Source organism: Nonomuraea sp. H19 (assembly GCF_052068215.1).
GTDB lineage: Bacteria > Actinomycetota > Actinomycetes > Streptosporangiales > Streptosporangiaceae > Nonomuraea.
On the sequence record NZ_JBQHCV010000021.1, the window covers coordinates 188951 to 201688 of the forward strand.

At 70.3% G+C, this 12738-nt stretch carries 11 protein-coding genes; 6 read left to right on the forward strand and 5 right to left on the reverse strand.

Features of this window, described 5'->3' with window-relative positions:
- Positions 1 to 22: 22 nt before the first annotated feature.
- From ACTMTI_RS38370 to ACTMTI_RS38380, 3 genes are read right to left on the reverse strand one after another with little or no spacing between them, the layout of a single operon-like run.
- Complete coding sequence (locus ACTMTI_RS38370; protein ID WP_441125609.1) at positions 23 to 694, reverse strand: response regulator; 672 nt, start codon at positions 692 to 694, stop codon at positions 23 to 25.
- Positions 691 to 1863, reverse strand: coding sequence for a sensor histidine kinase (locus ACTMTI_RS38375; RefSeq protein WP_441125610.1), 1173 nt, complete (start codon positions 1861 to 1863; stop codon positions 691 to 693). Before ACTMTI_RS38375 ends, ACTMTI_RS38370 begins: the two co-directional genes overlap by 4 nt.
- 23 nt (positions 1864 to 1886) lie before the next feature.
- Positions 1887 to 2474 (reverse strand): hypothetical protein, encoded by a 588-nt coding sequence (locus tag ACTMTI_RS38380; protein ID WP_441125611.1) that lies wholly within the window; start codon positions 2472 to 2474, stop codon positions 1887 to 1889.
- 381 nt (positions 2475 to 2855) lie between these two features.
- Here ACTMTI_RS38380 and ACTMTI_RS38385 point away from each other — a divergent pair, with 381 nt between their 5' ends.
- Positions 2856 to 3608 carry a trypsin-like serine protease gene (locus ACTMTI_RS38385; protein ID WP_441125612.1) on the forward strand — a complete coding sequence of 251 codons (753 nt, stop codon included), beginning with the start codon at positions 2856 to 2858 and terminating at the stop codon, positions 3606 to 3608.
- 292 nt (positions 3609 to 3900) lie between these two features.
- Here ACTMTI_RS38385 and ACTMTI_RS38390 read toward each other — a convergent pair whose 3' ends face one another.
- Together ACTMTI_RS38390 and ACTMTI_RS38395 are read right to left on the reverse strand one after the other, a co-directional pair.
- Positions 3901 to 4713: a hypothetical protein gene (locus ACTMTI_RS38390; RefSeq protein WP_441125613.1), complete on the reverse strand. Its 813-nt coding sequence runs from the start codon at positions 4711 to 4713 to the stop codon at positions 3901 to 3903.
- Positions 4714 to 4997: 284 nt separating this feature from the next.
- Positions 4998 to 5561, reverse strand: a complete 564-nt coding sequence (locus ACTMTI_RS38395) for a TetR/AcrR family transcriptional regulator (RefSeq protein WP_441125614.1) — start codon at positions 5559 to 5561, stop codon at positions 4998 to 5000.
- 114 nt (positions 5562 to 5675) lie between these two features.
- Here ACTMTI_RS38395 and ACTMTI_RS38400 point away from each other — a divergent pair, with 114 nt between their 5' ends.
- The 5 genes from ACTMTI_RS38400 to ACTMTI_RS38420 all read left to right on the forward strand — a co-directional run bounded on the left by ACTMTI_RS38400 (position 5676) and on the right by ACTMTI_RS38420 (position 12674).
- Positions 5676 to 6323 carry a class I SAM-dependent methyltransferase gene (locus ACTMTI_RS38400; protein ID WP_441125615.1) on the forward strand — a complete coding sequence of 216 codons (648 nt, stop codon included), beginning with the start codon at positions 5676 to 5678 and terminating at the stop codon, positions 6321 to 6323.
- Positions 6324 to 6476: 153 nt separating this feature from the next.
- Complete coding sequence (locus ACTMTI_RS38405) at positions 6477 to 7547, forward strand: trypsin-like serine peptidase (RefSeq protein WP_441125616.1); 1071 nt, start codon at positions 6477 to 6479, stop codon at positions 7545 to 7547.
- A gap of 146 nt (positions 7548 to 7693) precedes the next feature.
- A complete protein-coding gene (locus tag ACTMTI_RS38410) occupies positions 7694 to 9832 on the forward strand; it encodes a site-2 protease family protein (protein ID WP_441125617.1) in 2139 nt (712 codons plus the stop codon).
- An 85-nt stretch (positions 9833 to 9917) separates the two neighbouring features.
- Positions 9918 to 11351 (forward strand): hypothetical protein, encoded by a 1434-nt coding sequence (locus ACTMTI_RS38415; protein ID WP_441125618.1) that lies wholly within the window; start codon positions 9918 to 9920, stop codon positions 11349 to 11351.
- A gap of 57 nt (positions 11352 to 11408) precedes the next feature.
- Complete coding sequence (locus ACTMTI_RS38420) at positions 11409 to 12674, forward strand: phosphoribosyltransferase family protein (protein WP_441125619.1); 1266 nt, start codon at positions 11409 to 11411, stop codon at positions 12672 to 12674.
- Positions 12675 to 12738 lie beyond the last annotated feature (64 nt).

Here is a 12738-nt window from a genome sequence, read left to right on the forward strand (position 1 = left end):
GCATACTGACGACGGCAAGCGATTATCCGTGCGTGTCTCCGGGGACGGCCAGGCCGGTCTCATAGGCGGCGATCACGGCCTGGACCCGGTCGCGTAGCCCCAGCTTGGTCAGCACGTTGCTGACGTGCGTCTTCACGGTGTGCTCGCTGACCACCATGGTCTGCGCGATCTCCGCGTTGGACAGGCCGCGCGCGATCATCCGCAGCGTCTCCTGTTCGCGCGCCGTCAGTACGGCCAGCCGCTCCGACGGCGGTGCCGCGGGACGGGCGATCGCTCTGGAGGTGAACTCGGCGATCAGCTTCGTGGTGACCGAGGGCGAGAGGAGGGACTGGCCGGCCGCGACCACCCGTACGGCGTGGACGAGGTCGTCCCGGCGGACGTCCTTGAGCAGGAACCCGCTCGCCCCCGCGCGCAGCGCGTCGTAGACGTAGTCGTCCAGGTCGAACGTGGTCAGCATGAGCACGCGGCAGTCGCTGTCCGCGCAGACGACGCGGGCCGCCTCGATGCCGTCCATGACGGGCATGCGGATGTCGAGCAGGAGGAGGTCGGGACGGTGCGCGCGGACGGCCGCGATGGCTTGGGCGCCGTCACCCGCCTCGGCGACGACCTCGATGTCCGGCTGGGCGTCCAGGATCATGCTGAACCCGGCGCGTACCAGCTCCTGGTCGTCGGCTATCACGACACGCACGGTCATGCGGCCGCCACCCGGCCGAGCAGCGGAAGCCGTACGAGAACCCGGAAGCCCGGCCCGTCGGTGCGCCGGCCCATGGCGGCGGTGCCGCCGCAGGCCGAGGCCCGCTCGCGGATGCCGATCAAGCCGTTGCCGCCCGAGGGGAGGGCCGGACCGCCACCGCGGCCGTCGTCGGTTATGTCGATCATGAGAGCGTCGTCCTGCCAGGTGAGTACGATGTCGGCGCGGGTGGCGCCCGCGTGCTTGACGATGTTGGTGAGGGCTTCCTGGGTGATCCGGTAGGCGGCGATCTCGGTGTCCGGAGACAGCTGCCCCGGCCGGCCAGAGGTGGAGTATGTCACGTTGAGTCCGGTGGCTCGGACCTGATCGGCCAAGGTGGGGAGCGCGGCGATGGTGGGCTGGGGCGCTCGCGGGCCCTGGTCCTCCTTGAGGACGTTCAGCAGGCGGCGGATCTGGTCCATGGCGTCGCGCCCGGCCGCGGCGATCGCGTCGAAGGCGGCCTCCGCCCTGGCCGGGTTGCTCCTGACCACCACCGGCCCGGCCTCGGCCTGGACCACCATGAGGCTGACGGCGTGGGCCAGGATGTCGTGCATGTCGCGGGCGATCCTGGCCCGCTCGCGTTCGGCGGCCCGTTCGGCCTCGGCCTGACGTTCACGGGCCAGCTGAGCGGCCCGCTCCTCCAGTGCGGCGGCGTGGGCCCGGGAGGCGGCGGCCGCCCGGCCGATGGCGTAGGCGGCGACGAAGAGCACGACGCCGCGCAGCGCGGTCTCCGACGAGCCGACCAGGAGCAGGCCGCCGCCGACGGAGATGAGGAGCATGGTCACGCGGGTCCACCGGGTGGAATAGGCGGCGAGGGTGTAGAGCGCCACCAGGCCGCCGTACCAGATGGGCTGGGCGGCCACCTCGTCGACGCCGTCGTAGCAGGCCGTCGCGGTGAGGGTGGCCATCAGGACGATCACCGGCGCGCGGCGCCGCCAGATCAGCGGCACCGTGGCGGCGACCACGACGACGTATCCCCACCAGTGCCAGGGCCCGCCGTACGGGTTCTCGCGGGAGAGGAGCGGCCACAGCTGCACGAACAGCGCCAGCGCCGCCAGCCCCGCGTCCAGCCAGATCGGCGGCAGCGTGCGCGACCACCGGCGAATCGGGTCGAAGAACGGTAGATCGGACACGAGGTCCAATCTTGCCCTCTGTGTCATGCGAGGACGGTGGCGGGCTTGGCCGGGACGGCGGCGGCTTCGCGGGCGAGCGGCACGAACGACACCAGCAGGAAGACCGCGCCGACCGGAATGAGGTCCTTGTCCACGAACGGCAGGACGAGGTCGATCAGGACCAGGACCGGCGTCCACGCCTTGACCCGGCGCATGACGGCGAGCTGGACGACCAGGGCGAGCTGGCCCAGATAGAACAGGAACGGGCCGCCGTCGTAGACCGCGATCGACACGCCGGGGACGTCCTGGATCCGCTCGAACAGGACGCCCATCCCGGCACGGTCCGCGGACAGGAACCCGACGACGATGTCGATGCCGAACTGCGCGAGAAGGGCCACGATGCCGGCGGTCCCGGCCACCGCGCTCACGGTGGACAGGGCGTTGCGCCCCGCCATGCTCCGCATCCGCCAGAAGATGGGGACGAACAGGACAAGGGCCGCGATGAACGCGAGATGGCCGGTGGTCCAGGCGATGCCGGGTCCCCGGCCGCCGTCGAGACCGTCGAGGATGCGGATCACACCGTAGGCGAGCACGAGCAGAGGCGCGGCGATGAAGGCGATTCGGGGGTTCATGGGGTAAATCGTCGGCTGTCCGAGGGGGCGCGGACATCGCCGGTGCGAGCGATTCGGGCGCTCCCTCGCAGGAGTGAGTGCGAATCCGTCGCACCGGCGATCCAGGCGGCCACGCCGACGCCGAGCCCCTGTCCCCCGCCGGCGGTCATTCAGCCCGATCCCGCCGATCGACAAAGCGGCGTTGCGTCAGTCCATCGCCGGCCTGCCCACGGCTGACGCCACCGCCGCGATCGTCCGGATGGGCGGCAGCAAGGACTCCGGGAGGGACGCGACCGGCGTAGCCGGGCGATCTGACAGCCGTCGAGTAGATCTTTTACACCGTTTTGTCATATGGAGGGTACAGACGGCTACACTCCTGGAATGCGTTTTGTCCCTTTTGTCGTGATTGTTGCTGCATTCCTCATGGGTGCCGCCACACCCGCAACGGCCATCACCAATGGCTCCGCCGACGGAAACGCACACCCTGAAGTCGGAGCCCTCGTCGCCGAGAAGGCGCACCCTGACGGCACGTGGACGTACTGCACCGGCACCCTCGTCTCGCCCACCGTCTTCCTCACGGCCGCCCACTGCGGGAAACCGAAGCAGAAGACCGCCCAGGTCACCTTCGCCGCCCAGTACGAACCCGGGGCCACGCTCTACACCGGCCGCTACGTGCCGGACCCGCGATTCAGGGAAGAGTCCGAGTTCCACGACATGGCCGTGGTCATGTTCAGCAAGCCCATCCCGGGCATCAAGCCCGCCCAGTTGCCCGAGCTGGGCATGCTCGATCGCCTCAAGGCGGACAACGAGCTGAAGACGGCGCGGTTCACCCCGGTCGGGTACGGCTCGCTGGCCCCTACCAAGAAGGCGCGCGAGAGGCAGTTCCACTACACCGACCAGCGCAACAAGGCCTCGATCTCCTTCAAGGCCCTCTCTCGCAGATGGCTCGACCTCTCGGTGAAGTCCGCACAAGACGGCAGCACCTGCTTCGGCGACTCGGGCGGCCCCAACTTCCTGGGAGGGCCCGACTCGCACCTCCTGGTGGCCACGTCGATCAGCGGAGCCGACGACGACTGCAAGGGAACCAACTACGACTACCGTCTCGACACCACCACGGCCCGGCGGTTCCTCGGCAAGTTCCTCACCCTTCCCTGAACCGGACGCGACCGCGCCGGCGGGATGCCGGCGCGGCCGGATACGCGAGCGCCGGCACGTCAGCGGCGACGGCGCCGGCGGCGACGCGAGCGAGACGATTCGTTGTCAGGTCCCGGAGACGGGATCGGCAAGACACCGGTCAACCGTGGGCGGAACATCGCGACGCCCAGGTAATGCTGGATGGACATGATGGTCCCCCGTGGAATTCGCGGCACGAGCACCGGAACAGTGCGCCTCCCGGCGCTCCTCAAACCCAGTTAAATACCCCGGGCTCGGCCTGGCAACCGAGCGGCTACTTGACGGACAACCGGCGGCCCTTGAACATCGGGTGCTTGGTCTCCCAGTATCGCCAGCCCTCCACCCTCGCGGGCACGTTGGCGATTCCCGTGGCGATCTTGACGTGGCGGCACGTGCCGAGCACCGACCAGGCGGAAAAGCCGATGCGGTAACCGAACACGCGATACCACATGTTGCCGTACATTCCCTCGCTGATCTCCTGGGTGTATTCGTGTCCGGTGAAGACCATGTGCCGCTCTTCGAGGTGCGGCAGCCCCAACTTGCGCAGGCGGCGGACCACTTCGTCGGTGTCGGTCACGGTTTCGCTCTTGCTGGCGGTATCCGTTTCGCTCTTGTTGGTGGTCTCGGTTTCACTACTGGTGGCGGTATCGGTTTGCCGCGTGGTGGTGGTCTGGGTTCCCGAGTCGGTGGGGATCTCGGTCGCCCTCTCGATGGCGGTCTCGATCGCCCCCTCGATGGTGGTCTCGGACCCCTTCTCGACGGTGGTCTCGGACCCTCTCTCGGTGGTGGTCCCGGACTCCCTCGCGTCCCTGAACTCGATCTGCTTCTCGCCCTCGGTCTCGACGAACGCGAGCACTTCGTGTTCCCGGGTGACCGACACGGTCATCGAGCCGCCCGGACCGTCGATGAAGCGGGTGCGCGGCACGAAGAAGTTCCGCGGTGTGAGCCGATGGAGTTTGAAGAAGATGCGCGGCCCGCACTTGTCGCCGTCGATTTCGACGCGGACGTTGCTGCGGCGGCGATCGTCGTCCGCACTCGCCGCCGGAGCCAACGTGGCGACCAGAGTCATCGAAAGCGCGCCGCGCATCGCCGGCCTCGTCATTCTCTTCATCGATCGGCGCGCTTTCCGTGGGGCGGGAGTGGCGTGAGTTCTGGTCCGGGAAATGGGCGTGAACATGTACCGTTCCTCTCGGAATGCGACGCATGGTCGGCCGATCCGCAGGGCCTACGCGGCTTGCCCGCGGAGCGAGACCAAATCCGACCGATACGATCTTGACAGCTGTCGCACGCGACGCCGCCCTGCCACGCCGAATTCGAATTCCCCGTACCGGGAAAGAGCCGGCGAAAAGAAGTCAATATCGGGTTGACTCGTCAAACTGTGCGGGGCTCTCCCAGGGCCACCCGCACGCCGGGCTCAACGGCCGCGCGGAAGGCCGCGTCCAGTTCGGCGGGCGAGGCGCTCGTCTCGCCGTCCACCCACGCCCGCAGCAGTCCTGTGAACGCGCCGACCACGCACGTCACCAGGAGGTCGAGCGAGGCCGACGCCCGCGCGCCGGCGGCGACGAGCTCGTTCTTGACGATGGCGCTGAGGAGTTGCTCACCGCGCGCCATCACCAGCCCGCCGCTGCGCCGTCCCAGCAGCGCCCGGACGAGTTGCCGCTGCTCGCGCACATGCTCGAACATCGGCAGGCTGAACGCGAACAGCTCCCCGGATCCGCCGACCGGTGCGGGAGGGAGCAGGGGGAGCTCGTCGAGGTTGCTGAACAGCACGTCCTGCTTGTCGGTGAAGTGCGAGTAGAAGGTGGAGCGGCCCACGTCCGCGCGGTCGATGATGTCGGTGACGGTCACCGCGTCATAGCCCTTCTCCAGGATCAGCGCCACGAGCGCCTCCTGGATGCTCCGCCGCGTGCGCCGCACCCGCCGGTCTCCGGACACTTTCCCGCCCCCTGTTCAGTACGGCACAGCGCGGCCGATCTGCGCATTGCCTAGGCTCCATTATGAACGCATGATTCATAACCGAACACACTGTTCGACACTGGAGGAAACGCCATGGGCCTGGGAAAGCTGCTGCACAACCACGCGGAGCACGCCGACGAGGGCGGCACCATCGACCACCCGCGGGCGTACGACATCTTCGCCTCGATCGGCTTCATGGGCGCTCGCCGGGCCGCCTTCACCCGCGTCGCCATCGCGGCCAAGCCGCGAGCCGGCGACCGGGTCCTGGACGTCGGGTGCGGCACCGGTTACCTGACCCGGATCCTCTCCCCGGTCGTCGAACCCGGCGGCCACGTCACCGGGCTCGACCCGTCCCCCGCGATGATCGACTACGCCACCAGACGCAACCCCGGCAACTGCACTTACGTACGCGGCGAAGGACAGCGCCTGCCGTTCCCCGACGGCTCGTTCGATCTGGTGGTCTCCAGCCTCGCCGTGCACCACATGCCCGTCGGGGCGCGGCCGGAGGCGTTGCGCCAGATGTTCCGGGTGCTGCGGCCCGGCGGGCGGCTGCTCGTCGCCGAGTTCCGGCCGCCGGCCAACCGCCTGGCCAGGCACCTCGTCGGGGTGCTCTCGGGCCCCGCGATGCGCCACGACCCGCGCGACCTGCTCGGCACCATGATCCCCGACGCCGGTTTCCGGGTGGAGTCCGAAGGCGACCTGCCGTACCTGCTGTATTACGTCCGCGCGACCCGGCCGTAGTCACAGGGCGCCGGGCGTGAGCCGGCCTGACCCGCAGTATCGCTGCGCATTCAGCGCGTATTCCTCCCATATCCATATCTGCATGCCTTGAGCGCAATGGATGTCGCCGTACGTACCTCCAAGCGGCAGATTCCGGTTTTCGGGAGGTACGTCATGCACCGCAGAGTCGCCCTGCTCTCCGCCGTCGCGGTCACCATGGCAGGCGCCCTGGTCCCCACGGGCGCCGCCCAGGCCAAAGCCTGGTCCGGGCTCGACCCCAGGCCGGTCGAGTGGTCCGCCACGGACTCGTGGTCGGAGCGCAGGACCGTCCAGAGCTACTGGACGTCGCAGCGCATGCTGGCCGCGCAGCCGCTGGCGGCGCCCGCGCCGCGGCGCACCCGGTCGAGCGGGCCGACCCAGGGCGACCCGTGGGCGACCCGCGGCGCCTCGTCCACCACGACCCGGCGCAGCCCCTGGAGGGTTCAGGGCACCTCGGCCGTCACCGCAGGGCCGACGGTCCAGAGCGCCTCATACCAGCGGCAATCACTGATCCCCAACAGCCCCGGCCTCCGGTGGACCGACGGCGGCGCCGTCGTGCGCACGGTCGGACGGGTCTTCTTCACGACTGCCGACGGCGGCAACTCCTCCTGTTCCGGTACGGCCGTGACCAGCGCCAACGAGAGCGTCGTGATGACCGCGGGACACTGCGTGAAGCTGGACGGCGCCTTCCACCGCAACTGGGTGTTCGTCCCGGGCTTCGACAACGGCCGCCGCCCGCTCGGCACGTGGGTGGCCAGCAGGTTGATGACCACGCCGCAGTGGAACGCCAACGAGGACATCAACTTCGACGTCGCCGCCGCCGTGGTGGCGCCGCTGCAGGGACGGACGCTGACGGACGTCGTGGGCGGGCAGGGGGTGGCGTTCAACCAGCCCAGGCGGCGGCAGATGTTCTCCTTCGGCTACCCGGCGGCGGCTCCCTTCGACGGCTCGCGACTCATCTACTGCAGCGGGCGCACGTTCGACGACACCGTCATGACCAGGGACCTGGGGCTGCGCTGCAACATGACCGGCGGGTCCAGCGGCGGCCCGTGGTTCCAGGGGTTCAATGAGTCCACCGGGCTCGGCTGGCTGAACTCCGTCAACAGCTTCAAGTACAACTTCGCCCCCGATTTCATGTTCGGCCCCTTCTTCGGAAACGAGGCGATGGCCGTCTACCAGGCCGCACAGAACACCAACGCGACCTGAGGCGGGTTGCCGATCGGTTTTGCGGTCCCGACGCCGTCCAGGCCGCCGGCTCCAGCGGAGCCGGCGGCGCCCCCGACGGCGTGCTGACTAAGCCCGGACGAGCGGGGTAGCTCGGGCCTGACAAGCCCCTGCGTCGAGGTGGCACCATGAGGTCTACCTTCTGGTTTCTCCGGGTACGCGGCATCGCGATAGGCGCCCACTGGTCCTGGTTGTTCATCGCGTTGCTGGTGGTGTGGTCACTGGCCGCTGGACTGTTCCCCAGCACTTATCCGGGCCTGCCCGGCTCGGCCTATCTCGTCATGGCCATCGTCGCCACGGTGATCTTCTTTGTCTCCGTCCTGCTCCACGAGCTGGGACATGCGCTCACCGCGCAGCGCGAAGGCATCGAGATCCGGCAGATCACGCTGTGGCTCCTCGGCGGGGTCGCCCACCTGCGCGGCCGTCCCGCCTCGGCGGGCGCGGACTTCCGGGTGGCCATCGCAGGACCGGTCGTCACGCTGCTGCTGGGCGGGCTGTTCTATCTGGTCATGGCCGTGGGCCGGGCCATGGGGTGGCCGGCGGCGGTGGTCGGGGTCGCCGACTACCTCGGGCGGATCAACCTGCTGCTGCTGGTGTTCAATATGCTGCCGGCACTGCCGCTGGACGGTGGCCGGGTGCTGCGTGACTGGCTGTGGCACCGGCAGCGCAGTTACCTGCGCGCCACCCAGTGGTCGGCCGGCGTCGGCAAGGCGTTCGGGGTTGTGCTGGCCGCTCTGGGCGTGCTGAGCCTGTTCACCACCACGGGTTTCAGCGGCATCTGGTTCCTCGTGCTGGGCTGGTTCCTGGCGCAGGCGGCCCAGGCCGAGGCCGACGACGCGGTGACCCGCCAATCGCTGCAGGGCCTGACCGTACGCGACATGATGCGCCCCGATCCGGTCACCGTCGATCCCGACATCAGTGTGGACCGCTTCTTCGACACGGCGGCAAAGGCGCGATTCTCCGCGTTCCCGGTCACCGAGGAAGGGCGCCTGCGCGGCCTGGTCACGCTGAGCCAGGCCGCCATGGTCCCGCCTGACCAGCGGGAGGACCGTACGGTGGGCGACATCATGCTCGGCCGCGACCAGGTGCCGGTCCTGCCGGCGCAGCAGGACGCCGCCGAGGCGCTGGAGCTCTTCAGGGACGACGGGCGCCGCGCCGTGGTCGTCGACGCGGCGGACAGGGTGCTGGGGGTGCTGTCCACCTCGGACGTGGCACACACGCTGCAGGTACGGCTGGCGCGCGGGCTGCCCGAGGACCCGGGCGAGCGGCGGCGGGGGCGTTTCCTGGCGGTCGCGATCGTCGTGCTGGCCCTGCTGGTGGGGGGCGCGTTCTTCTACCAGCCACCGGTCGTCGTGGTCTCCCCCGGGCCCGCTTTCGACGTCTCCCGGGACGTCACCGTCCAGGGCCGGGACGTCACCCAGGTCAACGGCCGCTACCTGGCGACGACGGTACGGCTGGAGCAGCCCAACGCCGTGGAAGCGGCCATCGCCGGCGTCCGCCCGGATCGCGAGGTCGTATCGGCCTCGTCGGTGCTGCCGGCCGGGACGTCCCCAGAGGACTATGTCGCGCAGCAGCGCCGGCTCTACGAGCAGAGCCGGCAGGTGGCGGCCGCGGCGGCGGCCAGGGCCGTCGGGCTGCGGGTCAACGTGTCCGGGTCCGGGGTGATCGTCGCCGGGGTGATCCCGGGCGCGCCGGCCGCCGCCGCGCTCCGGCAGGGAGACGTCATCGTGGCCGTCGACCATCGGGATCTCCACCACACGTGGCAGTTGCAGGAAACCGTCGCCGCCCGCCCCGCCGGCACCAGGTTCACCCTGACCGTCGAGCGCGGAGGAGCGACCCGGCAGGTCTCCGCCACCAGCGCCGAGCTGCCCCGGCTGGCCCAGGGCGTCGGGATCGGCGTGCTCGGCCAGACCCGCGACCTGCGCGTCGATCTGCCGTTCCAGGTGCGCTTCGCGCAGCGTGAAGAGGTGGGCGGCCCGTCGGCGGGCGTGGCGTACGCGCTGGCCATCGCCGACCTGCTGGCCCGCAAGGACTACGCCAGGGGCCGGACGATCGCGGCGACCGGCACCATCGCCCTCGACGGCTCGGTGGGCCCCGTCGGCGGCGTCGCGGAGAAGGCCGTCAGCGCGAAGGAGGCGGGCGCGGACCTGTTCCTGGTGCCCGGCGAGGACGCGCAGGACACCGCCGAGCACGACCCCGGGCTGCCGGTCCACGACGTGCGGGACCTCGAGCAGGCACTCCGGGTGGTGAGCGGGTCGAGCTCCTAGATTCTCGCGGATGACCCGCCACGGATGAACACCGGTGAAGGCGGGTAGATAGCCAGTCTCCCCCACTGGATCTTGGGGTACCACCATGACCATTTCGCGTCGCCGCCCTGCGCCCGCCGCTCTCGACAGAGACGCCGCCACGCGCCCGTACGTCCTGCTCGCCCTGGTCAGTCTGCTGTACGGCGCGGCACAACTGCTGCTGATGTCGCCGCACACGGGCATCGGGTGGGACGAGGCGGTCTACGCCAGCCAGTACGCCTCCCATGCACCCCCGGCGATCTTCAGCGCGCCACGGGCCCAGGGAACCGCTCTGCTGGTGGCCCCGGTGGTGGCGTTGACCGACTCGGTGCCGCTCCTGCGTCTCTACCTGACGGCGATCTCGTCGCTGGCGCTGTTCGCGGCGTTCGCCACATGGCTTCGCGTACGCGACGGGTACGCCGTGCCGCTGGCGGCGCTGCTGTTCGCGAGCACCTGGCTGGCGCTGTTCTACGGCAACGAGGCGATGCCGAACCTGTACGTGGCCTTGGCCTGCGTCGCCGCCGCCGGGCTCGTCGTGCGCCCGTCGGGTGCGGCGGCGCTGGGGCTGGCGGGCGTCTTCGGCGTCATGTCGCTGATGCGGCCGTCGGACGCCCTGGTCGCGGGCGCGGTGCTGGGCATGGTGGCGCTGGGCGTGCCCGCGTGGCGCCGGCTGGCCTCGCTGACGGGCATCGCCGCCGGCCTCGCGATCGGCTGGGGCCAGTGGCTGATCGAGGCGGAGCTGCGGTTCGGCGGGATGGTGACGCGGCTGCGGGACGCGGGCGAGCACAACGCCGTGGGCTGGACGGCGTCGGTCATCGAGCACGCCAGGGCTCTCGACGGCCCTTCGCTGTGCCGGTTCGGCACCGACTGCGGCCCGGTCTCGCCCGTGGCGCTGATCTGGTGGCTGGCGCTCCCGGTCATGGCGGTGGCCGGACTGTGGGCAGCGCGGGGGACGCCCTGTTTCGGCCCTTTGCTGCTGGCCGCGGGCACCGGTGTGGCGATGGCGCTGCCGTACCTGTTCTATGTCGACTACGCGGCCCCGCGCTTCCTCATGCCCGCCTACGCGCTGCTGTCGCTGCCCGTCGCCGAGGCGGTCGTCGGATTCGCCGGCCGCAGCGGCTTGCTCGGCGCGCTGCTCGGGCTCGGCGTGCTCGCGCATGTGGCCCTGCAGGGCGCCTACGCCTACGCCATGTCTTCCAACGCCTTGGCCGACCGCGAGCGGATCCGGTGGGTGGCCGGGGACCTGCGCCGCCTGGGCGTGCGGCCGCCGTGCCTGGTCTACGGCCAGTCCGGAGTGCAGCTCGGCTACCTGCTGGGCTGCTCCTCGCGCGGGATCATCCAGCGGTTCGGCGACCGGCCGCCCGAGCAGCTGCGCCAGGCGCTGGATCGTGGAGACCAGGTGGTCGTGGTCCACAACGACGTCCAGCCGCCGCCGTACGTCACCGGCTGGCGCAAGGCCGGCCTGACCGGCCGGTGGACGGCGTATTTCGCAACCGGGTGACCGCTGCCCCGCGGTGGGCAGGGGGCTTGTGGGGACAGCAGCCGGAGGTGATCGGATATGTTCGCCGACCGCACAGACGCAGGGCGCCGCCTGTCCGCCCGGCTCCACCACCTGCGTGATCAGGATGTGGTGGTGCTCGGACTGCCCAGGGGCGGGGTGGCGGTCGCCTTCGAGGTGGCCCAGGACCTGCGGAAACCGCTGGACGTCATCCTGGTGCGCAAGCTCGGCGTCCCGTTCCAGCCGGAACTGGGCTTCGGGGCGATCGGCGAGGAAGGCGTACGTGTCATCAACGAGAGCATCATCCGGGTCGCCCACCTGGATCCCGACGACATGGACCGGGTGGAGGAGAAGGAGCGCGCGGTGCTCCAGCGCCGCGCCGAGCAGGTACGCACCGGGCGATCGAAGATCCCTCTGACCGGCAGGACGGCGGTCATCGTGGACGACGGGATCGCCACCGGCTCGACGGCCCGGGCCGCGTGCCAGGTCGCCCGCGCCCAAGGCGCCTCGCGGGTCGTGCTGGCCATGCCCGTGTGCCCGCCGGAGGCCGTCGAGCGCCTTCGCTCCGACGCCGACGAGGTGATCTGCCTGGAGACGCCCGCGGACCTCGGCGGCATCGGCCTGTGGTACCACGACTTCCGCCAGCTCGGTGATGACGAGGTCGTCGAGCTGCTGCGCCGCGCCGGCGCCCGGCCCATGAGGGTGGAGGAGGTACGCCTGCCGACGGAGGCCGCCGACCTGCCGGGGACGCTGGTCCTGCCGGGCGAGACCGACGGGATCGTGGTGTTCGTGCACGGCAGCGGCAGCAGCCGGCACAGCCCGCGCAACCGCTTCGTCGCCGAGGTGCTCAACCAGGCGGGCCTGGGCACGCTGCTGTTCGACCTGCTGACCCCCGCCGAGGAGATCGACCGGCGCAACGTCTTCGACATCGAGTTGCTCGCCGAGCGGCTGCGCGAGGTCACCGGCTGGATGCACAAGCAGGCGCCGGCCGCGCGCATCGGCTATTTCGGCGCCAGCACGGGGGCCGCGGCGGCACTGTGGGCGGCCGCCGACCGGGAGGCCGACATCTCCGCCGTGGTCTCCAGGGGAGGACGCCCTGACCTCGCGGAGGTCCGCCTGGCCGCCGTCACCGCGCCCACCCTGCTCATCGTGGGCCAGCTGGACGAGCCGGTGCTCGAGCTGAACCGGGCCGCCCAGCGGCAACTGCGCTGCGAGAACCGGCTGGACATCGTGTCCGGCGCCACTCATCTGTTCGAGGAGCCGGGCGCTCTGGAAGAGGTGGCCGAGCTGGCTCGCGACTGGTTCAGCCGCCACCTCTTCAGTTAACGGACCAGCAAAAAATGTCAAATCTCTCCCGTCCTGAATAAGGAGACAGGTGGTGGAAAGGGAA

What these genes read in the sequence shown, in the direction of transcription:
- ACTMTI_RS38390 (WP_441125613.1), bottom strand. Translation starts at nt 4,713, where the DNA reads ATGCGCGGCGCGCTTTCGATGACTCTGGTCGCCACGTTGGCTCCGGCG.
- ACTMTI_RS38415 (WP_441125618.1), top strand. Translation starts at nt 9,918, where the DNA reads ATGACCATTTCGCGTCGCCGCCCTGCGCCCGCCGCTCTCGACAGAGAC.
- ACTMTI_RS38400 (WP_441125615.1), top strand. Translation starts at nt 5,676, where the DNA reads ATGGGCCTGGGAAAGCTGCTGCACAACCACGCGGAGCACGCCGACGAG.
- ACTMTI_RS38370 (WP_441125609.1), bottom strand. Translation starts at nt 694, where the DNA reads ATGACCGTGCGTGTCGTGATAGCCGACGACCAGGAGCTGGTACGCGCC.
- ACTMTI_RS38410 (WP_441125617.1), top strand. Translation starts at nt 7,694, where the DNA reads ATGAGGTCTACCTTCTGGTTTCTCCGGGTACGCGGCATCGCGATAGGC.
- ACTMTI_RS38405 (WP_441125616.1), top strand. Translation starts at nt 6,477, where the DNA reads ATGCACCGCAGAGTCGCCCTGCTCTCCGCCGTCGCGGTCACCATGGCA.
- ACTMTI_RS38420 (WP_441125619.1), top strand. Translation starts at nt 11,409, where the DNA reads ATGTTCGCCGACCGCACAGACGCAGGGCGCCGCCTGTCCGCCCGGCTC.
- ACTMTI_RS38380 (WP_441125611.1), bottom strand. Translation starts at nt 2,474, where the DNA reads ATGAACCCCCGAATCGCCTTCATCGCCGCGCCTCTGCTCGTGCTCGCC.